This window comes from Stutzerimonas sp. VN223-3, assembly GCF_045999685.1.
In the GTDB taxonomy this organism is placed as follows: Bacteria; Pseudomonadota; Gammaproteobacteria; order Pseudomonadales; family Pseudomonadaceae; genus Stutzerimonas; species Stutzerimonas stutzeri_AR.
Genome location: NZ_RBEC01000001.1, coordinates 492,018 through 514,132, shown reverse-complemented (window position 1 = coordinate 514,132; position 22,115 = coordinate 492,018). Strand labels below are relative to the sequence as shown.

General features: G+C 60.6%; 21 protein-coding genes. 9 read left to right on the top strand and 12 right to left on the bottom strand.

The window, feature by feature from the left end; translation table 11 throughout:
• The first annotated feature begins 68 nt into the window (after positions 1–68).
• Positions 69–1,235: a YbfB/YjiJ family MFS transporter gene (locus tag D7241_RS02395; protein ID WP_408100154.1), complete on the top strand. Its 1,167-nt coding sequence runs from the start codon at positions 69–71 to the stop codon at positions 1,233–1,235.
• 45 nt (positions 1,236–1,280) lie between these two features.
• Positions 1,281–2,285, top strand: a complete 1,005-nt coding sequence (gene rlmF / locus D7241_RS02390; RefSeq protein WP_408100153.1) for a 23S rRNA (adenine(1618)-N(6))-methyltransferase RlmF — start codon at positions 1,281–1,283, stop codon at positions 2,283–2,285.
• Here the strand turns inward: rlmF and D7241_RS02385 are convergent, their stop codons facing one another.
• From D7241_RS02385 to D7241_RS02370, 4 genes are all read right to left on the bottom strand, one after another.
• Positions 2,286–2,708 carry a GNAT family N-acetyltransferase gene (locus D7241_RS02385; RefSeq protein WP_408100152.1) on the bottom strand — a complete coding sequence of 141 codons (423 nt, stop codon included), beginning with the start codon at positions 2,706–2,708 and terminating at the stop codon, positions 2,286–2,288.
• 12 nt (positions 2,709–2,720) lie between these two features.
• On the bottom strand, positions 2,721–2,912 hold the full coding sequence (locus D7241_RS02380) for a hypothetical protein (protein ID WP_045163170.1): 192 nt from the start codon (positions 2,910–2,912) through the stop codon (positions 2,721–2,723).
• 147 nt (positions 2,913–3,059) lie between these two features.
• On the bottom strand, positions 3,060–3,185 hold the full coding sequence (locus D7241_RS02375) for a hypothetical protein (protein WP_408101217.1): 126 nt from the start codon (positions 3,183–3,185) through the stop codon (positions 3,060–3,062).
• Positions 3,182–4,396: an MFS transporter gene (locus D7241_RS02370; protein ID WP_272887349.1), complete on the bottom strand. Its 1,215-nt coding sequence runs from the start codon at positions 4,394–4,396 to the stop codon at positions 3,182–3,184. The genes D7241_RS02375 and D7241_RS02370 overlap by 4 nt, the downstream gene beginning before the upstream one ends.
• A gap of 141 nt (positions 4,397–4,537) precedes the next feature.
• On the opposite strand from D7241_RS02370, the gene yejK reads away from it, so the two are divergent.
• Entirely contained in the window at positions 4,538–5,545 is a 1,008-nt protein-coding gene (gene yejK, locus D7241_RS02365; RefSeq protein WP_408100151.1) for a nucleoid-associated protein YejK, read from the top strand.
• Positions 5,546–5,634: 89 nt separating this feature from the next.
• Here yejK and D7241_RS02360 read toward each other — a convergent pair whose 3' ends face one another.
• Together D7241_RS02360 and D7241_RS02355 are read right to left on the bottom strand one after the other, a co-directional pair.
• Positions 5,635–6,573: a glutathione S-transferase family protein gene (locus D7241_RS02360; RefSeq protein ID WP_408100150.1), complete on the bottom strand. Its 939-nt coding sequence runs from the start codon at positions 6,571–6,573 to the stop codon at positions 5,635–5,637.
• Positions 6,574–6,640: 67 nt separating this feature from the next.
• The gene (locus D7241_RS02355; RefSeq protein WP_255980974.1) at positions 6,641–6,937 is read right to left on the bottom strand and encodes a GIY-YIG nuclease family protein; all 297 of its coding nucleotides are present in this window, start codon (positions 6,935–6,937) and stop codon (positions 6,641–6,643) included.
• 315 nt (positions 6,938–7,252) lie between these two features.
• On the opposite strand from D7241_RS02355, the gene mltF reads away from it, so the two are divergent.
• Entirely contained in the window at positions 7,253–8,713 is a 1,461-nt protein-coding gene (gene mltF, locus D7241_RS02350) for a membrane-bound lytic murein transglycosylase MltF (RefSeq protein ID WP_408100149.1), read from the top strand.
• Positions 8,714–8,722: 9 nt separating this feature from the next.
• Here the strand turns inward: mltF and ybaK are convergent, their stop codons facing one another.
• Both ybaK and metE read right to left on the bottom strand, forming a co-directional pair.
• A complete protein-coding gene (ybaK, locus tag D7241_RS02345; RefSeq protein WP_408100148.1) occupies positions 8,723–9,193 on the bottom strand; it encodes a Cys-tRNA(Pro) deacylase in 471 nt (156 codons plus the stop codon).
• 241 nt (positions 9,194–9,434) lie between these two features.
• Positions 9,435–11,735 (bottom strand): 5-methyltetrahydropteroyltriglutamate--homocysteine S-methyltransferase, encoded by a 2,301-nt coding sequence (metE, locus tag D7241_RS02340; protein ID WP_408100147.1) that lies wholly within the window; start codon positions 11,733–11,735, stop codon positions 9,435–9,437.
• A 286-nt stretch (positions 11,736–12,021) separates the two neighbouring features.
• Between metE and metR the strand changes: the two genes are divergently transcribed.
• A complete protein-coding gene (gene metR, locus D7241_RS02335) occupies positions 12,022–12,948 on the top strand; it encodes a transcriptional regulator MetR (protein WP_255980982.1) in 927 nt (308 codons plus the stop codon).
• A 4-nt stretch (positions 12,949–12,952) separates the two neighbouring features.
• Here metR and D7241_RS02330 read toward each other — a convergent pair whose 3' ends face one another.
• From D7241_RS02330 to D7241_RS02320, 3 genes are all read right to left on the bottom strand, one after another.
• Complete coding sequence (locus tag D7241_RS02330; protein ID WP_408100146.1) at positions 12,953–14,083, bottom strand: GNAT family N-acetyltransferase; 1,131 nt, start codon at positions 14,081–14,083, stop codon at positions 12,953–12,955.
• A gap of 89 nt (positions 14,084–14,172) precedes the next feature.
• Positions 14,173–15,471: an OprO/OprP family phosphate-selective porin gene (locus tag D7241_RS02325; RefSeq protein ID WP_255980986.1), complete on the bottom strand. Its 1,299-nt coding sequence runs from the start codon at positions 15,469–15,471 to the stop codon at positions 14,173–14,175.
• Positions 15,472–15,720: 249 nt separating this feature from the next.
• Positions 15,721–16,842 (bottom strand): beta-ketoacyl-ACP synthase III, encoded by a 1,122-nt coding sequence (locus D7241_RS02320; RefSeq protein WP_255980988.1) that lies wholly within the window; start codon positions 16,840–16,842, stop codon positions 15,721–15,723.
• 273 nt (positions 16,843–17,115) lie between these two features.
• On the opposite strand from D7241_RS02320, the gene D7241_RS02315 reads away from it, so the two are divergent.
• Positions 17,116–17,646, top strand: coding sequence for a hypothetical protein (locus D7241_RS02315; RefSeq protein ID WP_408100145.1), 531 nt, complete (start codon positions 17,116–17,118; stop codon positions 17,644–17,646).
• Between the two features lie 2 nt (positions 17,647–17,648).
• Here D7241_RS02315 and D7241_RS02310 read toward each other — a convergent pair whose 3' ends face one another.
• Positions 17,649–17,861: a DUF3820 family protein gene (locus D7241_RS02310; protein ID WP_255980992.1), complete on the bottom strand. Its 213-nt coding sequence runs from the start codon at positions 17,859–17,861 to the stop codon at positions 17,649–17,651.
• A gap of 338 nt (positions 17,862–18,199) precedes the next feature.
• Here D7241_RS02310 and D7241_RS02305 point away from each other — a divergent pair, with 338 nt between their 5' ends.
• The 3 genes from D7241_RS02305 (at position 18,200) to D7241_RS02295 (ending at position 21,942) form a co-directional block, all read left to right on the top strand.
• Positions 18,200–18,721, top strand: a complete 522-nt coding sequence (locus D7241_RS02305; RefSeq protein ID WP_255980994.1) for an ankyrin repeat domain-containing protein — start codon at positions 18,200–18,202, stop codon at positions 18,719–18,721.
• Positions 18,722–18,896: 175 nt separating this feature from the next.
• Positions 18,897–20,120 carry an MFS transporter gene (locus D7241_RS02300; RefSeq protein ID WP_408100144.1) on the top strand — a complete coding sequence of 408 codons (1,224 nt, stop codon included), beginning with the start codon at positions 18,897–18,899 and terminating at the stop codon, positions 20,118–20,120.
• Positions 20,121–20,259: 139 nt separating this feature from the next.
• Positions 20,260–21,942: a methyl-accepting chemotaxis protein gene (locus D7241_RS02295; RefSeq protein WP_408100143.1), complete on the top strand. Its 1,683-nt coding sequence runs from the start codon at positions 20,260–20,262 to the stop codon at positions 21,940–21,942.
• Positions 21,943–22,115: the final 173 nt, after the last annotated feature.

Below are 22,115 nucleotides of genomic sequence, written 5' to 3'. Positions count from 1 at the left end.
CGGTAGGGTGGCTGGTTGTCGCGGCGACCGCTAAGCTGTGGTCCTTTTCGCGAGCATGGTCCGCCTCGATGTCCGAACGCCCCGCTCTATTCCCGGTTCTGCTGGCCGGAGCTACGCTGCTACTGGTAGTCCATGGGTTAGGCCGTTTCGTCTATACCCCGCTGCTGCCTTGGCTGGTGGAAGACGGCGTACTAACGGTGCAACAAGGGGCGAACATCGCCAGCTGGAACTATCTGGGCTATCTCATCGGCGCGTTGCTCGCCTTGCGCTGGCACCGGGTCACGCAGATTCGTAGGAGCCTACCCTGGGCACTGGCGCTGCATGTGCTTAGTACGCTGGCGCAAACTCAGGCCGAATCGGCGGAAGCTCTTTCTGCACTACGCCTGCTCAACGGCATCAGCAACGGGCTGGTTTTCGTCCAGGCGCCGTCGTTGATCCTCGAATGGCTGGCGCGCCATCGTCGCGTTTCTTCCAGTGGGCTTGTCTATCTGGGCGTCTGCGTGGGGCTGATTCTTTCCAGCCTGTTGGTAAGCGTTAGCAATGGCTTACTGGAGGGGGCCGAACGCTGGTGGCCCGCGGCGCTGCTTTCGATTCCTCTGGCATGGTGGGGTTGGCGGCAACTGGCGCGACTGGATATGCCCGAGGAAATACCTGCCGAAAAACCGGAACAACTCAGCGGCCGCCTGCTGGATCGCGCCAGCACACCGCTGTTTTTGTCCTATGCCGGCGCCGGGATGGGTTACATCCTGCCGATGACCTTCCTACCCATGGTGGCGCGCCTCCAGGTCGAACCCGGCAGCTCGCTTATCGAAAGCAGCTGGCTGGTGGTCGCAGTCGCGACGCTCCCCTCACCCTGGCTGTGGAATCGTCTCGGCGCCCTGCTCGGCGATATCCGGGCCCTGCGTTTAAGCTATGTCACCCAGTTGGCCGGCGTCCTGGCGGCGCTATTGCTACCGGGTGCGCCGGGCATCCTGCTGTGCGCCGTGTTGGTCGGCGGCACCTTTCTCGGCACGGTATTGCTAACCCAGCGTCTGGCCCGCGCGCTGCACCCGCACCAGGGGCCGCGACTTTCCGCAGCGCTGATTGCGCTCTACAGCCTGACCCAGCTGGCCGGCCCTTGGCTCACCGGGGTCTGGCTGAACATGGGTGGCACGCTGCACAGCGCCTTCTGGCTCGGTGCCGGCGCGCTGCTTTGGGGATTGATCTGGATGCTGCTGGTGCCACGCCGCGACTGAAAGCTGTGGGACAATGCCGTTCTTCATCGATACCAGCGCCCGATCATGCCCGCCCCGAAATCAACCAACGCCGCCTCACGCGCCGCCAAGCCCGCCAACGACAAGGCCATACTGCACCCTCGCAATCGCCATACGGGGCGCTACGACTTTCCCGCACTGCTTGCCGGCAGCCCGGAGCTGTCGGAATTCGTGATACTCAATCCCTATGGCAAACAGAGCATCGATTTCGCCAACCCAAATGCGGTGCGCGTGTTCAACCGTGCACTGCTCAAGCGGTTCTACGGCATCGCTCACTGGGATATCCCGCCGGGTTATCTGTGCCCACCGATACCTGGCCGGGCCGACTATCTGCATGGACTGGCTGACCTGCTCGCCGACGGTAATGCCGACAAGATTCCACGCGGTTCAGCTATCCATGCCTTAGATGTCGGTACTGGCGCCAACTGCATCTATCCGCTGATCGGTTTGCACGAATATGGCTGGTGCTTTACCGGCTCGGACATCGACCCCATAGCGCTGGCCTCAGCACGCACCATCGTCACCGCAAACAAACTCGACAAAAGCATCGCGCTACGCCAACAGCCTGATCCACGGCATATATTTGAGGGTCTGTTACAGGCTGGCGATCGCTTCGACATCACCCTGTGCAACCCGCCGTTCCATGCGTCGCAGGCCGAGGCCAACAGCGGCAGCCAGCGCAAATGGCGGAATCTCGGCAAGCTCGACCCAAAGCGCAAGCTGCCAGCACTCAACTTCGGCGGTCAGGCGGCAGAACTCTGGTGCGAAGGGGGTGAGGCGGCATTTGTTGCTCGGCTGGCGGATGAGAGCAGAGCCGTGGCGCAGCAGGTCTATTGGTTCAGCACGCTCGTTTCGAAAGCGAGCAACGTCGCACCTTTGCAGGCAAAGCTGAAGAAGCTGGGGGCCTCAGCGATTCGCGTCATCGAGATGGCGCAAGGGCAGAAACGCAGCCGTTTTGTCGCCTGGACTTTTTTAAGCGAAGAACAGCAAAGCGAATGGCGCACAACGCACTGGAATCGCCAACCGGGCTGATCAGTTCAGCGAGCGACGAAAGTACTTTGGCGCATCCTCGTAACCCAGTCGCGCATAGAAACGATGGGCACCTTCGCGGCGTGTATCGCAATGGAGCTCCATACGATCACAGCCGCGGACTCGGGCACGATCTTCTGCCGCCCGCTCCAGCAGCGCACCGATACCCAGGCCACGTGCCGCCGAATCGACACAGAGGTAACTGATTCGGCAGAAGTCGCCGGCAAGTGCCAGTTGCAAGATGAAATGCAGAGAGATGAACCCGAGCACGTCGCCGCCATCGCCCTCGGCCACCAACAGGCAGGCATCGTCGTGACTCATTTGCTGCAGTATGCGACGGTCAATGAAGGCATCGGCTGCGGGATAGCCAAGGTCGGCAAGCAAGCGGGTTATCGCTGCAGCATCACCATGGTTCGCGTCGCGCACGCTGGGCATAGCTCAGACAGCCACGTCCCAGAGTTGCTTGTTTTTCAGCGCCATGGTCTGGATATAACGCGGTTCGCCGTTGATCTCCTCCAGCTCGGTCATGCCGGCGAGCTCTCCGACCACGCGGTAGCGCTTGCCGACACGCTTGTCCTGCAACGGGTAGAGCTGGGCGATCTGTTGGGCGAGTTCGGTAAGAGTGGACATGGTTCGGTAGCTCCAGATAACTGCATGCCGCAGCTTTTTACAGGGCTTTGATTACGATTCTGCGACAGCTTTTATTCGTCTCGCTTGTTGGAGCCATCTGCGACGAATTGATTCCATAAAGCCCGCAAAAACTACCAGATCGGTCGATCAACAGATTCCCACGCCCAACTGGAGCAACGCCAGCCCACCCTGCTGCCAGCCCCACCAAGCTACCAACAGCAGCAGCGACGCCAACACGGCACCGCCTGTCCACAGCCATCCGGCACGCATCACGCCGGCGCTCCGGCCGCCAGACGCACGCGCTCGACGGGCTGCTCGCGAATCGGCCAGTTCAGCGCGGCGGCCATCAGACTGAGCGCAATCGAAATTTGCCAGACCAGATCGTAGCTGCCGGTCTGGTCATACACCCAGCCACCCAGCCAGCCGCCGAAGAACGAGCCGATCTGATGGAAAAGGAAAACGAGTCCGCCAAGCATCGACAGGTTGCGCACGCCGAACAGCGTCGCCACCGTACCGTTGGTCAGCGGCACCGTGGACAGCCACAGCAGGCCCATCGCGATGCCGAAGGCATAGGCGGTCCAGAGCGTCAGCGGGGCGAAGAAGAACGCGCTGATGACCACGGCCCGGAGCAGATAGAGCGCCGTCAACAACTTGGGCTTCGAGTAGCAGCCACCCAACCAGCCCGCCGTGTACGTGCCGACCACATTGAACAGCCCGACCAGCGCCAGCACCGTGGTGCCCGCCGCCGCCGGCAAACGCTGATCCACCAGATAGGCTGGCAGATGTATGCCGATGAACACCACCTGAAAACCGCAGACGAAGAAACCCAGCGCCAGCAGGCGGAAACCGGGATGACTGACGGCCTCGCGCAACGCCTCACCCAGCGATTGCTGCGGACCAGTCACCGGTGCGGGCGGCCCGCTGCGCAGCATGAGCGCCAACGGCATGATCAGCGCCACCAGCAGCCCCAGCGCCAGCAACGCCGACGACCAACCCAGCCAGCCGATCAGGCCGAGCGTGCCGGGAAGCATCGCAAACTGACCAAAGGATCCCGCAGCACTGGCGATACCCATCGCCATGCTGCGCTTCTCGGCAGGCACCGCGCGGCCGACCGCACCGAGAATCACCGAAAACGAGGTACCGGAAAGGCCAAGGCCAATCAACAGCCCGGCGCTCAGCGAGAGCGACGCTGGCGAGTCCGCACCAGCCATCAGCAACAGACCCGCAGCGTAGAGCACTCCGCCGAGCAGTACCGCGCGGGCAACGCCGAAGCGATCGGCCAGCGCGCCGGTGACCGGCTGCGCCAGCCCCCAGATCAGGTTTTGCAAGGCAATGGCGAAGGCAAAGACCTCACGCCCCCAGCCGAACTCCGCGCTCATTGGCGGTAAAAACAGACCAAAACCATGCCGCGTGCCGAGCGAGACGGCCAAGATCAACGAACCACCCAGCAGGATCCACGTACTGTTGCGCCATATCGAGTTCATCGTCGACACACTTAGCAAAAACGGAAGGATCCATCTTACTCGCATAAGGCCACCCGACCGCATCCACTTTTTTTGCCCAGCGGCAGGCACGACTGCTCGGTTAAACTGCCGCCTATTTGCCTCACCCGACGCGAGTACCTCATGCCCATTCGCCACTGCATTGTTCATCTGATCGAGAAAAAGCCGGACGGTAGCCCTGCCGTACTTCATGCTCGAGACTCGGAGCTGAGCGAGTCCCAGGCCATCGAAAATCTTCTGGCCGATCTCAACGAGAGCTATAACGCCAAGCAAGGCAAGGCCTGGGGCTACTTCCACGACGAATCCGGCGCTTATCCGTTCAGCGGCTGGCTCAGCCAGTACATGGAAAGCAACCAGGACTTCACCGCATTCAGCCGGCAGGCGGTGGAACATCTGCAAAAACTGATGGAAGAGTCGAACCTCTCAACCGGTGGCCACGTGCTCTTCGCCCATTACCAGCAGGGCATGACTGATTACCTGGCGATCGCCCTGCTGCACCACAGCAACGGCGTCACGGTCACCGATTCGCTGGATGTCGCACCAGCCAAGCACCTAGATCTCGGTCAGCTGCACCTGGCGACGCGGATAAACCTGTCCGAGTGGAAGAACAACCAGCAATCGAAACAATACATCTCGTTCATCAAGGGCAAGAACGGCAAGAAGGTCTCGGAATACTTCCGCGACTTCATCGGCTGCCAGGAAGGCGTCGATGGCCCCGGCGAGACCCGCACGCTGCTCAAGGCCTTCAGCGACTACGTCGAGAGCGAAGACCTGCCGGAAGAAAAAGCCCGCGAGAAAACCAGCGCACTAGTGGGTTATGCCAGCAGCCAGGCGAAGATCGGCGAGCCGATGTCGCTGGAGGAACTGTCCGGTGTGATCGACGAAGAGCGACCGCGCGCCTTCTATGAGCACATCCGCAACAAGGACTACGGTCTCTCGCCGGAAATTCCGGCCGACAAGCGCACCCTAAACCAGTTTCAGCGTTTCACCGGACGCGCCGAGGGACTGTCGATCAGCTTTGAATCGCATCTGCTCGGCTCGAAAATCGAATACGACGAAGCTCGCAACATGCTGATCATCCGCCAGCTGCCAACGCAGCTGGCCGACCAGCTCAAGCGCCGCAAGGACTGATCCGCCACCTGCGGTTCATCGCACTGTAGCGACAGGCCACAGCAAAGCGACCCGCGGACCGGCAATGACCGATCCGCGGATCCTGCGCATCAACGGGCGTCGATGCGATAACCGATACGCGGGAAGTGCACGTGTACCACCCCGGCACGCTCATCTTCGCGGCGCAGGATCAACTCCTCGACGCCGGCAAACACCAGCTCACCCTCGACAGGATCGGTGCCGTAATCCACGGCGGAAATCGTCACCTGCTGGCCGGCCTGGAAACCGTTGGGCTCGAAGAACGCCTCGTCCGGCAAGGCAGCTGGAGTGGAACTGCGGGCGATTGCCACGGCCTCTTCGGCAGACAGCTCGGAAAGCGAGCCATGGCCGACAGCCAATACTTTGCCAAGCCAGGCGGCAACGTCCGGATAGTCATCTACCAGCGGCGCGGTAACCGGTGTGCCCTTAAGGAACCAAAGGCAATGGGCGACGGCGAAATCGGCTACGCAAGGCACGCTGCCCAGCAGAAACTCTCCGTTCTCGCGCGCCAGCTGTTGTTGCAGGCGAGCCATCAATACTGGCCAGTGGCTCTTGGCCTGCTCCAGCGGAATGCGTGACACCGGACCACTGCCGAACAATGCGGCGCGGTCCTTACTGAAGACCTGAATAAACTCCTTGGGTACCTGAGCGAAGCGCAGGGCCATGGATTCGGGCTGGAAAACCAGACTCACAGCATGCAGGAACAACACCGAGTCAGCCCACTGTGCCAGCGTCGCAGCTACGAATTCGTGCCCTTCGGGGAACAAGGCCGGCGTGCTTTTCTCGGCTTCGAGGCGGCGGGCCATCAGCGCGGTATCGCAATACACATCGGCACCAATCTGGAGCACTGGCGTACGCCGATAACCACCGGTCAGCGCGGTCAGATCAGGCTTGGGCATCACCGGTGGTATCTGTACCGAACGCCAGGAAAGCTGCTTGAAACCCAGCATCAGACGCGCCTTTTCCGCGAAGGGAGAAGTGGGATAGTGGTGCAGAATCAGTTCATGCATTGCAGGCTCCGCCAGTCTTGTAGGTAGACCGGCAGCTTACTCGGCCCGGCCGAGGCAGCCTACCCGTTCAGCTGATTACCGGGATATTCACCGAGCCGCTGCTGTACGCGATGACCAATGCCTCCTTGGCAGATTTCTTTAACCGCTTGATGGCGCGCTCGCGACGCAGCGCGTCACCCTTATTGCTGCACGCCTCGACAAAGACCAGCTCCACCGCCGGGCTCGAATGAAAGAAGCGCGCGCCCCGCCCGCTCTGGTGGACGGCGAAGCGCCGATTGGCATCGTCGCTGATACCGCAGTACAGCGAACCATTGGCGGCCCGTACCAGATAGACGAACCAGGGTTTGGCAGCAGCGAGGCTCATCCAGTGTGGTCTCTCAGAGTGAAGGGAAAGCAGATACCGTTCCACCGGCACCGCGGCGAAGAATTTTCCCGGTCCGCGCCAGCCAGAGCAAGGTCGCCCGCGGGCGGCAAGGATGAATACGAACAGCCGAACCCGTCATGCGACAGGCATAGGGCTCAACGCAGCAGTAACTTTCGGACACATTTGCTGTCGCTGTCGCGGCATCAGCCAAGACCCGAGCGGCACTGGATCGGAGAGGATTTGCCGCTTCGCTTAGCAAAGTCCATCGATCCTGTCCAGATATGGTGGCGGTTCGCCTTTGCGTATACTGCGCCGATGTTTGCCCAAACTGCGTTCCGCAAGCGCTGCACCTCCTGGTTGCTGGCGACCGGACTCTTCCTGATGCTCAGTAGCTGCGCCGAACCGCCCAGCGCGCTCGAGCGTATTAAGGAGGAAGGTGTACTGCGCGTGATCACCCGCAACAGCCCGTCCACCTATTTCCAGGATCGCAACGGCGAAGCCGGCTTCGAGTACGAGCTTGTCAAGCGCTTCGCCAGCCACCTCGGCGTCAAGCTGCAAATCGAAACCGCTGACAATATCGAAGAAATCTTCACCCGCCTCAACCGTCCTGGCGGCCCTACCCTGGCGGCGGCCGGCCTGGTTGCCAGCGAAGGGCGCAAGGATATCGCACGCTTCACCAAGCCCTATCTGGATGTCACCACTCAGGTCGTTTACCGCAGGGGGCAGCGCCGTCCGACCCAGCCCGAAGATCTGGTCGGCAAGCGTATCCTGGTCCTCAAGGGCAGCAGCCAGGCGGAAAAGCTCAAGGCGTTGCAGGTCGAGCTGCCAGAGTTGCGCTATGAGGAATCCGACGCGGTGGAAGTGGTCGACCTGCTGCGCATGGTCGATGAAGGCCAGGTCGACCTGACGCTGGTCGAGTCGAACGAGCTCGCGCTCAACCAGGTGTACTTCACTAATGCGCGCGTGGCCTTCGACCTGGGCGAGCAGAACAGCCTGTCCTGGATTTTCGGCAAGGGCGAGGACAATAGCGTGCTTGAGGCCGCCAACCAGTTCCTCGATCAGGCTCGGGAAAACGGCACGCTACAGCGCCTGCGCGAACGCTACTATGGCCACGTCGATGTACTCGGCTATGTCGGCGCCTACGCCTTTGCCAAACATCTGCAACAACGCCTGCCGCGTTACGAGAAAACCTTTCGCGAAACCGCCAAAGCTCATGGCGTCGACTGGCGTCTGCTCGCCGCGATCGGCTATCAGGAATCCCATTGGCGACCTGAAGCCACGTCGAAAACCGGCGTGCGCGGCCTGATGATGCTGACCCTCAATACCGCCAAGGCCATGGGCGTCACCAATCGAGTCGATCCGGTGCAGAGCATTCAGGGTGGAGGCAAGTACATCGCGCAGGTGCATGCCAATCTGCCGGACAGCATCAAGGAGCCCGATCGCACCTGGTTCGCACTAGCCGCCTACAACGTTGGTGGCGGGCATCTGGAAGATGCGCGCAAGCTGACCGAGGCCGAGGGGCTGGACCCTAACAAGTGGCTGGACGTGAAGCAGATGCTGCCGCGTCTGGCGGAGAAGCAGTGGTACAGCAAAACCCGCTATGGCTACGCACGGGGCGGCGAGCCGGTGCATTTCGTGGCCAACATCCGTCGCTATTACGACATTCTGACCTGGGTGACCCAGCCGCAGATGGAAGGCCAGCAGCTGGTGCACAGCGAGATTCACATCCCCGGCATCAACTCCACCGACCTCGGTGAAATCCTCCCGCCGTTATAGCGCGACGGCTCAAGGCCTGCCGATCGGTGCAAAGCTGCCTGCAGTGTGCTCGGCCAGTACCTGCGCTGCCAGCTCCACTTCCAGACCACGTCGACCAGCACTGACATAGATGCTCGGCTGTGCCTGCGCCGAATTGTCGATAAAGGTACGCAGGCGTTTCTTCTGGCCCAACGGGCTGATGCCGCCAACCAGATAACCCGTCGCCCTTTGCGCTGCCATCGGATCGGCCATGTCGACCTTCTTCACCTTAGCGGCCTGCGCCAGCGCCTTTAAATCAAGGCTGCCGCCGACGGGCACCACGGCGACCAGTAGCTCATGCTTTTCGCTGCAGGCCAACAGTGTCTTGAACACGCGTGCGGGCTCCAGGCCGAGCTTTTCCGCAGCTTCAAGCCCGTAGGAAGCGGATTTCGGGTCATGCTCGTAGCTGTGAATGCGGTGTTCGGCCTTGGCTTTTTTCAACAAATCGATGGCGGGGGTCATGGCGGCGATGGCGGTCGGTTAACAAATGATGGATACATTAGCCGAAAACACCATGAAACGAACGCGGCGATCTGACCGCTTCCCAGGCGGCGTAGGTGCAGCGGTGCCTGGCGGCTCAGCGCAGCGAAGCACATTCGCGAGCAAGCTCGCTCCTACAAAAAGCGGCCAGCGCATGCTTTTGTAAGGAGCGGGCCTTACCCGTGAGAACGAGGCGGTGCACATCTGGGGAGACGCATCAGCGTCAGGCCACCCCGTTCTCGTGCGTCGCGCGCAGCTGCCGTGCCGCCGCAACCATATTCACCAGCGCCGCTTCGGTTTCCGCCCAGCCGCGAGTCTTCAGGCCGCAGTCAGGGTTGACCCAGAGCCGCTCGGCAGGGATTCGCTCGCGGGCTTTTTCCAGTAACTGCACCATCTCATGGGTATCCGGCACCCGTGGCGAATGGATGTCATAAACACCAGGGCCGATATCGTTGGGATAGTCGAACGCGCGGAATGCCTCGAGCAGTTCCATTTGCGAGCGCGAGGTCTCGATGGTGATGACATCGGCATCCATCGCGGCGATCGACTCGATCACATCGTTGAATTCGCTGTAGCACATATGCGTATGGATCTGCGTTTCATCCCGTACGCCGCTGGCGCACAGACGGAACGCTTCCACTGCCCAGTCGAGGTAACCACGCCATTGGGCACGGCGCAGCGGCAGGCCTTCGCGGAACGCCGCTTCATCGATCTGCACGATCTTGATTCCCGCCGCTTCGAGGTCACAGACCTCGTCACGGATCGCCAGCGCCAGTTGCTGTGCCTGCTGCTCGCGGCTGATATCGTCGCGAGTGAACGACCACATCAGCATGGTCACCGGCCCAGTCAGCATGCCTTTCATGGTTTTGCTGGTCTGCCGCTGTGCGTAGCGAATCCACTCCACCGTCATTGGCGCTGGGCGGCTCAGATCGCCATAGATCACTGCAGGTTTAACGCAGCGTGAGCCGTAGCTCTGCACCCATCCGAAACGGGTAAAGGCATAGCCGTCCAGCTGTTCGGCGAAATACTCGACCATGTCGTTGCGCTCCGCCTCGCCATGTACCAGCACATCCAACCCCAGCTGCTCTTGCACCGCCACTGCATGACGAATTTCAGCCTGCATCGCCTCGGTGTAATCAGTTTGCGTCAGCTTGCCCTGCTTGAATGCCTGCCGCGCCAGACGAATCGCCGGAGTTTGCGGAAACGATCCGATGGTCGTGGTCGGAAACGACGGCAGATTCAGGCGTACACGCTGCTTCTCGATACGCTCGGCGAAACTGGACTGCCGCTGACTGTGCCGCGGCTTGATTGCCGCCAGCCGCGCTTGTACTTCGGGCTTATGAATCCGCGGCGATTGCGCTCGACTGGCCAGGACCGCGCGGCTGTGCTGCAGCGCTGCCTGCACCTCGGCATCTTTCGGTTGGTCGACCGCACGCGCCAGAACCGCGACCTCGGCGCATTTCTGCACCGCGAAGGCCAGCCAGCTCTTGAGCTCGGCATCCAGTTGATTCTCTCGCGCCAGATCCACTGGCGTATGCAGCAACGAACAGGACGGCGCGACCCACAGCCGCTCGCCCAGGCGTTCGGCGGCATGCTGTAGCACATTCAGCGCTTGGTCCAGATCACATCGCCAGACGTTGCGCCCGTTGACGAGGCCGAGAGAAAGAATTTTGTAAGTCGGTAGGCGATCCAGGATTACCGGGTACTGATCTGGCGCGCGCACCAGGTCGATATGCAGACCATCCACAGGCAGCGTGGCGGCTAGCCCCAGATTGTCTTCCAGACCGCCGAAGTAGGTCGCGACCAGCTTCTTCAGCGGTGCGCGTTGCAACAGGTTGTAGGCACGTTCGAACGCGTTTTTCCAATCCTGCGGCAGATCCAACACCAGAACCGGCTCATCGATCTGCACCCACTCGACACCTTGTGCCGCCAGCCGATCAAGCACTTCGCCATAAATTGGTAGCAGCCTGTCGAGCAGCTCCAGCTTGTCGAACGCATCCCCTTTAGCCTTGCCCAGCCAAAGGTAGGTTAGCGGGCCGATCAGCACTGGCTTGACGGCGTGCCCCAGCGCCTGGGCTTCTTCGACCTCTTCGAACAATTGCGTCCAGTACAGCTGGAATTGTTGATCGATAGTGAATTCCGGGACCAGGTAGTGGTAGTTGGTATCGAACCACTTGGTCATTTCCTGCGCCTGCGCACCGCCACAGCAGCTCCTGATCACGCCGCGCGCCATGGTGAACAACGTATCCAGAGTCGGCTGGCCATCGAGCGGTCGAAAGCGCTCCGGTACTACGCCAAACATCAAAGAATGCGTCAGCACTTGGTCGTACCAGGCGAAATCGCCGACCGGCAGCAATTCGATACCGGCGTCGGCCTGCAATTGCCAGTGAGCGGCACGCAGATCGCGGCCGGCTTGGCGTAACCCGTGCTCGTCCAGATCACCTTTCCAATATGCCTCGAGCGCTTTTTTCAGTTCACGGTCGGCGCCGATGCGCGGGAAGCCCAAGGAGTGAGCAACAGCCATAACAATCTCCATCATTTCGATTCGATGGCGAATTGTGGGCGGCGCGCCCGTGATGAGACAAACTCAGGTTATTATCTTTCATCTTTAGATATGCTCATCTTAAGCGACGTCGCGGCTAGATCTACGGATTCCCATCCAAGCCGCTTTTCCCGGCTCGACAATCATGAGCGCGCTAAGACACACTTCGCCATTCACAATGAGCTGCACTCAAGTCGCTAGCCTATTCTGATTGAACGCCCTTCTTTCTTCAGGGGGCTTGATCGCACGTAATCGCAGGAAGCCGGGCATGCTGGAAATTCGTCACCTGAAAACCCTTCATGCACTACGCGAGACAGACAGTCTCGTCGAAGCGGCGGAACGCCTGCACCTGACCCAGTCAGCGCTCTCGCATCAGTTCAAGGAATTGGAAGAACGTCTGGGCCTGCAGTTGTTCGTGCGCAAAACTCGGCCCGTACGCTTCACCAGCGCCGGCTTGCGTCTGTTGCAGCTGGCCGACAGCCTGCTGCCGCAACTACGCAGCGCAGAGCGTGACCTGGCAAGACTGGCCGGCGGCACCGCTGGACGTCTGCATATGGCTATTGAGTGTCATAGCTGCTTCCAATGGCTGATGCCAACGATCGATCAATTCCGCGATGCCTGGCCGGAAGTCGAGCTTGATCTGGCTTCGGGCTTTTCCTTCGCCCCGTTACCTGCGCTGGCGCGTGGCGATCTGGATCTGGTGGTGACGTCCGACCCCATCGAGCTGCCAGGCATTACTTATGTCCCGCTGTTCACCTATGAAGCGCTGCTCGCGGTCGCCAATCAACATCCGCTGGCGGCCCGGCCCTATGTACGCGCCGAAGATTTGGCCAGCGAAACGCTGATCACCTACCCGGTGGAGCGCGACCGATTGGATATTTTCACCCGATTCCTGGAGCCGGCCGACGTCGAGCCGGCGCAGGTCCGCACCTCGGAACTCACGGTGATGATGATGCAGCTGGTCGCCTCGGGCCGCGGCGTCTGCTGCGTGCCGAACTGGGCGTTGCATGAATACAGCGCGCGTGGCTACGTCACCGCCAAGCGTCTGGGCGAGAAGGGCCTGTTCGCCACGCTATTCGCAGGCATTCGCGCCGACATGCTGGATTCGCCATTCATGCGTGATTTCCTGCTGACGGCCAAGGACACCTCTTTCGCCACCCTCGAAGGTGTCAGCGCGGCGCCAAAGGCAAGATAAGCGCTCAGTCCGGCTGGCGGTAAGGCAGCGCATCGCGCGCCGACTCGGCATAACGCAGTACGCCGAGGCGCTCTTGCTCCAGAAATTCGCTTACCGCCGCGCGCAGCCCCGGATGCGCCAGGTAATGCCAGGATCGGGTGATTACCGGCTCGAATCCACGAATCAATTTGTGCTCACCCTGCGCCCCAGCATCGAAACGGGGCAGCTTGGCAGCAATGGCCTGGTCGATGCCCTGATAGAAACACGTCTCGAAATGCAGCCGGTCGAACTCGGCCAAACAGCCCCAATAACGACCGTAAAGCCCCTGCGTATCGATCAGGCTGAAGGCCATGGCCACCGGCCGTCCGCCCTGCTTCGCCAGTACCAAACGAATCGCCTCCGGCATGCGCTCGGCTAGCAGGCTGAAGAAGCTACGCGTCAGATAAGGCGCCTGACCGCGCAAGTAGTAAGTGTTGGCGTAGCAGGCATAGACGAAATCCCACTCGGCCTCGCTGACCTGATGGCCGTCGCGCCAATCGAACTCGATCCCCTGTCCCGCCACCTGCTCGCGCTCCTTGCGCAGTTGCTTGCGTTTGCGCGAAGTGAGGCCGTCGAGGAAGTCTTGAAAGTCCCGGTAGCCACGGTTGTGCCAGTGGAATTGACAGCCGATGCGTTCCAACCAACCGTCACGCCCGTGAAATACGGCGTCAGCATCCGCCTCGGTGAAATTCACGTGCAGGCTCGATTGCCCGTGCTCGACAAGTCCGGAACAGAGTTGATCGAGCAGTTGCCCAGCGGCGCTGCGATCGCCCAGCAGGCGCGCCCCGGTCACCGGTGAGAACGGCACCGCGCAGAGCAGCTTGGGGTAGTACTCGATCCCGGCTCGGTGACAGGCGTCAGCCCAGGCCCAGTCGAACACGTATTCGCCGTTGGAGTTGGTTTTGCGATACAGCGGCAGCGCGGCGATAACTTCACCCTGCGCGTCGCTGAGCAACTGATGCTGCGGTCGCCACCCGCTGCGACCACCGACACTACCGCTGTCTTCCAGCGAGGACAGAAAGGCGTGTCGTAGGAACGGTTGGGGATTGCTACCGAGCATGGCATCCCAACGAACAGGATCGAGGTCGGCGAGGCGGGAAATGGTTTGGATAGGCATATGCGTCAGTCTGGCGCGTAAGCCGTACGAAAAAAAGCCCCACCGAAGCGGGGCTAGAAGAGGAGCATTACGGATGTAACGGTGTTGCGTTAGAACACGTACTGCGCGCGGAACACCATGCCGTCGCCGTCGTCATCGCCGTTAGCGTTCTCGGAGTTGTCGACCTTGGCTTTCACGTAGTAACCACTGAGCTTGACGTTCTCGTTGGCGTACCAGTTCAGGCCAATGTTGTGCACCTTGCCTTCGACATCGGCGGTGGGATCGATGCCCACGGTGTCATCCTCAGCCTCGATGTTGTCGTAGCGATAGAACACTTCCCAGGCGCCAATCTGCTTGTTCTGCGGCTTGATGGAGTCGAAGCGGCCGAGTTTGTAGGTACGAGCTTCACCGGTCAGGGTGTAGGCGACCTGGGCGTAGTAGCCAGTGGCTTCGATGTCTTCGTAGGCGGCGTCATCGGCTTGCAGGTCGCGCTTGATGTATTCGCCCTGTACCGACAGCGGGCCCATCGCCCAGGCGGCTTCCACGCCGAAGGCCTTGTCTTCGCCGTAGGAACCGGCTGGTAGGCCGTCGTCGCCAGCCAGCTGCAGACGGTTGCCCTCGTCGCCAGCATCGTTGCCGCCAGCGGTGCTCACGCCACGCATGCCCAGACGGCTGCGAATACGAGTGTCGACCGCGGTGTCGTCCAGGTCGCGCTGGGCGAAGTTCAGCCCCAGGTGGAGGACGTTGCCCGACTCGTGCATCGGCGCGAAGACGCCGCGCAGGTTGAACTGCTTGACGCTGTTGCCGTCTTCGTCGTTCTGGTCCTTGGCATGCAGGCCGGCCGACGCGTAGAAGGAGTCGCCAGCGGTGCCGTTGAGCTGAATGCCCATGCCGTTCTGGTGACCGTTGGCCCAGTCAACCAGATCATAGGCGGCGTTACGCTCTTGAGCGGTGACCCACTTGGAGCTGGTGGCTTTCTCCAGACCGAAGTCAGGGTCGAAACGGCCCATCTTGACGTTGATCGGATCGAAGCCGGTGTAAGTGATGGAGGCTTCGTCCCAATAACCGTCTTCGGAGCTGCCGGCATTGTGGGCGAAGTCGTAGCTGAACTTGTACTCCCAGTCGCTGTACGCAACGCCCGAAATCTCAAGGAAGGCGCGACGGAAATAGGCGGCATCGGCAGCGTCGCCACTGTCGGTGTAGAAACCGTCAAAGGTGCTGTAGTCGGCCTGCAGACGACCGCCAATCTTGAAGCTGAACTGCTTGTCCGTCGTGGCGACTTCCAGGCCACCCTTGGTCTTGACTACGATGTCAGCGCCGTCTGTGGTGACGGTGCCGGCGAAAGCCTGGGCGGAAACGGCCAGAGCGAGTGCGCTGGCGGCGAAACCGGCGAAGTGCTTACGGATCATCGAAAATTCCCCTTTGTTTAGCGTTGGAAAAACACACTGGTAGTGGCTCTTTGTGCTGCGGGAATCTTGGCGAGCCGGTGTGTCAGCTAAATTGCCGTTCCGTAAAGGTTTTATGACAAGAGGAACTTAATACGATTCTGTTTATCGCTTTTGGGAACAAACAAGATACGGGTCGGTAACCCAAACGCGATGCAAAAAAAAAGGGCGGACCGAAGTCCACCCTTGATGAGATTTTTGGCAGCGTAGTAATCAGCGCCTGCGCAGAATCACGCTACCGATTGAATAGCCCGCGCCGAACGAACTGAGCACCCCGAGACTGCCGCTGGGCAGGTCGTCCTGATGCTTGTGGAAGGCGATTACCGAACCGGCTGAACTGGTGTTGGCGTAGGTATCGAGAATCACTGGCGCCTCTTCCGGGCTGGCGTCGCGACCCAGCAGCTTGCGCACGATCAAGTGGTTCATGTTCAGGTTCGCCTGATGCAGCCAGAAGCGTTTGACCGAACCCACCTCAATATCGTTTTCCTTCAGGTGCTCGCCGATCAGCTCGGCCACCATCGGGCAGACTTCCTTGAACACCTTGCGACCTTCCTGGACGAACAGTTTGTCCGGGTTGGTCATGTATTCCTCGGCCGTGCGGTTGAGGAAACCGAAGTTATTGCGGATGTTGTTGGAATATTCGGTCACTAGCTTGGTGCTGATCACGTCCCACTGATACGGCGAAGTGGCCTGATCGGCGCGCTCGACGATTACTGCCGTGCAGGCGTCACCGAAGATGAAATGGCTGTCCCGATCACGGAAATTCATGTGCCCGGTGCAGATCTCCGGGTTGACCATCAGGATGGCCCGCGCTTGTCCCAGCTGCACCGAGTTGGCCGCGTTCTGGATACCGAAGGTCGCCGAGGAACAGGCCACGTTCATGTCGAAGCCAAAACCCTTGATGCCCAGTGCCGCCTGTACTTCGATGGCAACCGCCGGATAAGCGCGCTGCAGATTGGAACAGGCGACGATCACTCCATCAATGTCAGCTGCGGTCTTGCCTGCACGCTCCAGCGCCTGCTCGGCAGCCTTCACCGACATCTCGCAAAGGATCGACCATTCATCATTGCTGCGCTCGGGGATGCGCGGAACCATGCGATCCGGATCGAGAATACCGGCCTTGTCGGTGACGAAGCGGCTCTTGATGCCCGAGGCTTTTTCAATAAAGGCGGAGCTGGATTCGGGCGCTGGCTGCACCTCGCCAGCTTCAATGGCGGCAGCATGCTCGTTATTGAAGCGGTGGGCGTAAGTGTTGAAGGACTCAACCAGCTCGTCGTTGGAGATGCTCTGGGCAGGGGTATAAAGACCGGTACCGCTGATGACGACGTTATGCACAGTCGTTCCTCGAATATTGGCTGATCGTTATCTGACGTTCGGAACAGAACGAAGTCGGCCTGAAGCCGATTGCGGTCGTTCATCTAGCGCCTGTTGATATGGCGGCTATTGTGCACGAAAACGTAACAGAATCTGCAGCTCAGCGCGTAAAAGCAGACAAATGTTGGCGAGGCGCAGCGGCCTATCGCCACGCATGTAAGGGCTTGACGAGGCACGGTACCGACAAGCTTTCGGTTATTCTTGCGCTCCCCCGCGCTGCAGGACTGCTGCCCCATGAAATACCAACTCGCCGAATTGATTCGCCTGATCAGCTCGGGCTGCATGAGCGACGAGGCGATCAACCGCGTCGCCGACGAAGCCGCTCAGGCCTATGCAGATCCTCAGGCCTTTTTGCAGGCCAATCCGGATATCAACTACGACGATGACTTCCCCATACCGCTGGGCGAATGGGTAGTGGTTGGCAGCCTGCCTGACACAGTGCTGTTCCAAGCCGACGATTATCAGATGTTATTCGAGCAGATCATCGACTCGTTCGGCCCGGACGTTGCCTTCGTGCTCAAACCCAAACAGCTGGCCAAAACCGAGCCATTGAAAGCGCTCAACCGCATCCAGACGCAGCTCAGCAGCCTGTACCCGGAAAAAGGCGGCTACGTGCTGGTGGACTTCAGCGAGCCGCTGGACGATGAACTGCAAGCCGTACTGGTTTACACCAGCGATGTGGAGCGCGTGATGGCGCTGGCAGTCGATGTGGGCATCTATGCGGCTCCGGCACTGGCGGCTTTGCAGGCGGAGCTGGGCGAATAAGCTCAGCGCTGGCGCAGCGGTTCCAACAAAGACGACAAACCGTTGTGGTCGATCTCCTGCATGAGCGCCAGCAACTGGCCGATATCCCCTGGCGGGAAGCCGACTCGGGCGAACCAGTTCAGATAATTGCCCGGCAGATCGGCAATCAGACGGCCCTTGTACTTTCCATAAGGCATCGTCTGGGTCACCAGGCGTTGAAGGTCTTCCGGTTTCATGAATCGCAGGGTCGTTGAGATAAGGCCGCAGATACTGCCACAGCACACCCACTTCGGCAGCCGCCATTAGCCAGAACATGTCTGGCCGTTCGTCATAAACAGCCTCACACCGATCATGCATTTTTGGCACATCAACGGATCGAGCCCGCACTGTGTCTGTGTCCGCTCGCGTTCTTGCGTACGCTTTGAAGCTTCAGAGCCCGCCTGGAGAGACGTGATACAGCTCGGCTATGCGTGGGATAGATAATGCGATGGCGCCAGTCGCCAAATCGCTTGTCACACTAAAGACATTTTCGTGATCGCCGCCGGGCGATCCCGCCTTGATCAAGGAGTGCTAGATGACACAAGCCAAACCCACGCCCGAACTGGACGACGCCGCGCTGGCATTTGCCGAGCAGGTCTTCGACAGCGCCCGCGCCGGCGATGCCCAGCGTCTTGGCGAACTACTCAGCCGCGGGCTGCCCGCCAACATCCGCAACCACAATGGCGACAGCCTGCTAATGCTCGCCAGCTACCACGGCCATCTAGACGCTTCACGTGTATTGATCGAAAACGGCGCCGACCCCCAGTTGCGAAATGACAAAGGCCAGACACCGCTGGCTGGCGCCGCCTTCAAGGGCAGCCTGGACATGGTCAAGCTGCTGATTGAACAGGGTGCAGATGTCGAGGGCGCCTCGCCCGATGGCAAGACCGCGTTGATGATTGCCGCCATGTTCAACCGCACCGAAATAGTCGAATACCTGATCGCCCACGGTGCCGATCCGCATGCGACAGATATCAACGGCGCCACGCCGCTGGCCGCCGCAGCAATGATGGGTGCTGCCGATACGCATGCGCTGTTGAACAGCATCGGCAGCTGACCCACACGGATTACCATATTTGCCGCGGGTCACGCAGAACAATAACCCGCGGCGGCGTTGAACCATCGCGCCATACTCCGATCTTTGTGACTGCCCCGACAGCAGGTAGCTCTCCCCTTCCGGCCGTCTGAACGGGATAATCCCGCGCTTTCTTCTGCAACCTCCGAGGTCGATCATGACGGCGTATGCCAACCCGCCAACGCAGCGCTTTTCGCCGCGCGCCATTCTGCTGATCGAACTGGCACTGGCCATGGGTGGATTCGCCATTGGTACCGGCGAGTTCGCCATCATGGGATTGATGCCCAATGTTGCCCTAGGCCTGGGGATCAGCGAGCCGCAGGTCGGCAACGTGATCAGCACCTACGCGCTGGGCGTGGTGGTTGGCGCACCATTGCTGGCGATCCTCGGGGCGCGCATGTTTCGGCGGCATCTGCTGTTGCTGCTGATGACTTTTTTCGCGCTGGGCAACTTCGCCAGCGCCTTGGCACCGGATTACCACTCGCTGATGCTGTTCCGCTTCATTGCCGGCCTGCCGCACGGCGCCTATTTCGGTGTGGCGATGCTGGTGGCCGCCTCGATGGTGGCGCCGGATCAGCGCGCCAAGGCAGTTAGCCGCGTACTGGCCGGGCTGACCATCGCCATGCTGATCGGCAACCCCACCGCGACCTGGCTGGGGCAGTGGCTGAGCTGGCGCTGGGCGTTCGGCCTGGTGGGTCTGATCGCCCTGTTGACGGTGCTGCTGGTGGCGATCTTCCTGCCGCTCAACCGCGACGAACCACGCAACAACCCGATGCGCGAGTTGCGTGACTTCAACCGCAAGCAGGTGTGGCTGGCACTGGCGATCAGCTCTGTCGGATTTGCCGGCATGTTCTGCGTGTTCGCCTATCTGGCACCGACGCTGCTAGAGGTCACCGGCGTCAGCGAAAACTGGATCCCGGTAGGGCTGGCGGCTTTCGGCCTGGGCGGCATCATCGGCAACCTGTTTGGCGGCTGGCTGTTCGACCGGTTGCGCTTCAAGGCGATTCCCTTGTTGCTGCTCTGGAGCATCGCAGTGCTGCTGGTGTTCCCCTTCGCTGCCCACTCGCTGTGGGCCATCCTGCCGGCCGCCTTTGCCGTCGGCACCATGGTCTCGCTGTCGCCTGCGCTGCAGACGCATCTGATGGATGTCGCCGCCGATGCGCAGACGCTGGCAGCAGCGTCCAACCACGCCGCCTTCAATATCGCCAACGCGCTGGGTCCGTGGCTTGGCGGCCTGGCGATCACCGCCGGCCTCGGCTGGACCTCCACCGGCTACATCGGTGCCGCCACTGGCGCAGTCGGCCTGCTGGTGTTCTGGTGGGCGTGGACAGCGCAAGACGACCGTGCGAGTGCCAGCACACCGGCTGGCGCCTGCGATTGACCGATGCCGAAGAAATGTGACGGATAGCTTACTGCCAAGACGGCCTATCCGTTCCCGCGAAATATTTTTAACGCAGCGCTTAATTTTTCCAGACCCCGGCCGCTGTACTGGACCTTGTTTTCCAGACCGGCCCTTGCTGATGCATCTCTCCCTGAAACAGAAAATGATTCTTCTGGCGCTGCTGCCTGTGTTGCTGCTCGCGCTGGTGTTGTGTGGCGGGACGGCGAAAATCCTCGCCGACCGTGCCGAAGCCGAGATCGCCGACAGGCGTGAAAGCTTGATGGCACAGAGTAAAAAGGAGCTCAAAGGCTACGTTGAGGTAGCGCTCACGGCCATCGCTGACCTCTATGAAAACTCGCCCAGCGGCGACATGGCCTCACGCGCACAAGCCATCGAGCGCCTGTCACGCATCAAGTTCGATGAGAACGGCTACTTCTACGGTCACGACTCGAACATCATTCGGCTATTTCGTGGCACCAACCCGGACGGTGTCGGTACCAGCATGAAGGATCGTCGCGATCAGCAAGGCATGCTGATCAATACCGAGCTAGTGCGAGCCGCGAAGGACGGCAGTCATTACCTGCGGTACTTTTCATCGATGCCAGGCAAAGACAGCGTGCTGCTGCCGAAGCTGTCTTACAACTACTATCTGCCGAAGTGGGATCTGGCCATCGGCACCTCGATCAACATCGACAGTATCGACGCCGAGCTGGAGCAGATTCAGACGCAGATCGATGAGCGAATCGAGGCCATCGTGACCAGCACGCTAATTCTGGCTGTCATCATGCTGGCGGTGCTTGGCCTCGTGGGGTTGGCACTGAGCAACTCGATCGTGCGACCGATTCAGCGCATCAAGGACAACCTCGACGATATCGCTGCCGGCGAAGGCGACCTGACCCACCGGTTGCAGATCACCAGCCAGGACGAAGTAGGCGAACTGGCGTCTTCGTTCAACCGCTTCGTCGAAAAGATTCACGGCATGGTCAGTCAGATGGTCGAGGTGACCACTCAACTGACTCAGCTGGTTGGCGAGGTGGCGGAGCAGGCGCGGCGCTCCGAAGCTGCCATGGCGCAGCAGCGTCAGGAAACCGATCAGGTCGCGACCGCCATTCATGAAATGTCCGCCGCTGCGCAGGAAGTGGCGCAGAGCGCGCAGAATGCCGCCAGCGCGGCGCAGCAGACCGATCAGGAAGGCCAGGACGCCAAACGCGTCGTCGACATCAGCGTTCAGCGTATTCATGCCCTGGTGCAGGACATCCGCGAGAGCGGCGCATCCATCGACAATTTGCGCGAGGACGTGGACTCGATCGTCAATGTGCTGGGCGTGATCCGCTCGATTGCCGACCAGACCAATCTGCTGGCGCTCAATGCGGCCATCGAGGCGGCACGTGCCGGTGAGGCCGGTCGCGGCTTTGCCGTGGTGGCGGACGAAGTTCGTGCGCTGGCCAGCCGGACTCAGCAGAGCACCCAGGAAATCCAAGGCATGATCGACCGCCTGGAGCAAGGCACGCAGAGCGCCGTCAACGCCATGACCCGCTCCAGCGAAGCGGGTGAGAGCAGCAGCGAACAGGCCAATCGTGCTGGCGTTTCGCTGGACGCCATCGCCCAACTGATCGGCACCATCAACGCCATGAACGCGCAAATAGCCAGCGCTGCCGAAGAACAGACCTCGGTTGCCGAAGAGATCAACCGCAGCGTTCATCAGATCGCCATGTCAGTCGATCAGGTCGCCGACGAGACCCAGCAAGGCGCGCAGACTGCACGCAACCTGGAGCAACTGGGCAATCGCCTGGGCGCGCTGGTCAAGCAGTTCCGGATCTGACAGCCAGCGACCCGATCGTGGCCCGCAGTGGCGGGCCACGATCAGGCTATCCAGCGAAACTGTCATAACACTTAGCGGGCCGCCGAAAGGTCGGCAGCCCGCCGACCAACATCAAGTAACCAATCAGCCGTCGGCGGCTCTTGCGGACGGAGGCGGTCACGAGTCCCAATTAG

Coding starts and splice junctions, on each gene's coding strand:
- mltF (WP_408100149.1), top strand. CDS start 7,253: ATGTTTGCCCAAACTGCGTTCCGCAAGCGCTGCACCTCCTGGTTGCTG.
- D7241_RS02295 (WP_408100143.1), top strand. CDS start 20,260: ATGCATCTCTCCCTGAAACAGAAAATGATTCTTCTGGCGCTGCTGCCT.
- metR (WP_255980982.1), top strand. CDS start 12,022: ATGCTGGAAATTCGTCACCTGAAAACCCTTCATGCACTACGCGAGACA.
- ybaK (WP_408100148.1), bottom strand. CDS start 9,193: ATGACCCCCGCCATCGATTTGTTGAAAAAAGCCAAGGCCGAACACCGC.
- D7241_RS02355 (WP_255980974.1), bottom strand. CDS start 6,937: ATGAGCCTCGCTGCTGCCAAACCCTGGTTCGTCTATCTGGTACGGGCC.
- D7241_RS02300 (WP_408100144.1), top strand. CDS start 18,897: ATGACGGCGTATGCCAACCCGCCAACGCAGCGCTTTTCGCCGCGCGCC.
- D7241_RS02315 (WP_408100145.1), top strand. CDS start 17,116: ATGAAATACCAACTCGCCGAATTGATTCGCCTGATCAGCTCGGGCTGC.
- D7241_RS02305 (WP_255980994.1), top strand. CDS start 18,200: ATGACACAAGCCAAACCCACGCCCGAACTGGACGACGCCGCGCTGGCA.
- D7241_RS02325 (WP_255980986.1), bottom strand. CDS start 15,471: ATGATCCGTAAGCACTTCGCCGGTTTCGCCGCCAGCGCACTCGCTCTG.
- D7241_RS02370 (WP_272887349.1), bottom strand. CDS start 4,396: ATGAACTCGATATGGCGCAACAGTACGTGGATCCTGCTGGGTGGTTCG.
- D7241_RS02360 (WP_408100150.1), bottom strand. CDS start 6,573: ATGCATGAACTGATTCTGCACCACTATCCCACTTCTCCCTTCGCGGAA.
- metE (WP_408100147.1), bottom strand. CDS start 11,735: ATGGCTGTTGCTCACTCCTTGGGCTTCCCGCGCATCGGCGCCGACCGT.
- D7241_RS02310 (WP_255980992.1), bottom strand. CDS start 17,861: ATGAAACCGGAAGACCTTCAACGCCTGGTGACCCAGACGATGCCTTAT.
- yejK (WP_408100151.1), top strand. CDS start 4,538: ATGCCCATTCGCCACTGCATTGTTCATCTGATCGAGAAAAAGCCGGAC.
- D7241_RS02395 (WP_408100154.1), top strand. CDS start 69: ATGTCCGAACGCCCCGCTCTATTCCCGGTTCTGCTGGCCGGAGCTACG.
- rlmF (WP_408100153.1), top strand. CDS start 1,281: ATGCCCGCCCCGAAATCAACCAACGCCGCCTCACGCGCCGCCAAGCCC.
- D7241_RS02380 (WP_045163170.1), bottom strand. CDS start 2,912: ATGTCCACTCTTACCGAACTCGCCCAACAGATCGCCCAGCTCTACCCG.
- D7241_RS02330 (WP_408100146.1), bottom strand. CDS start 14,083: ATGCCTATCCAAACCATTTCCCGCCTCGCCGACCTCGATCCTGTTCGT.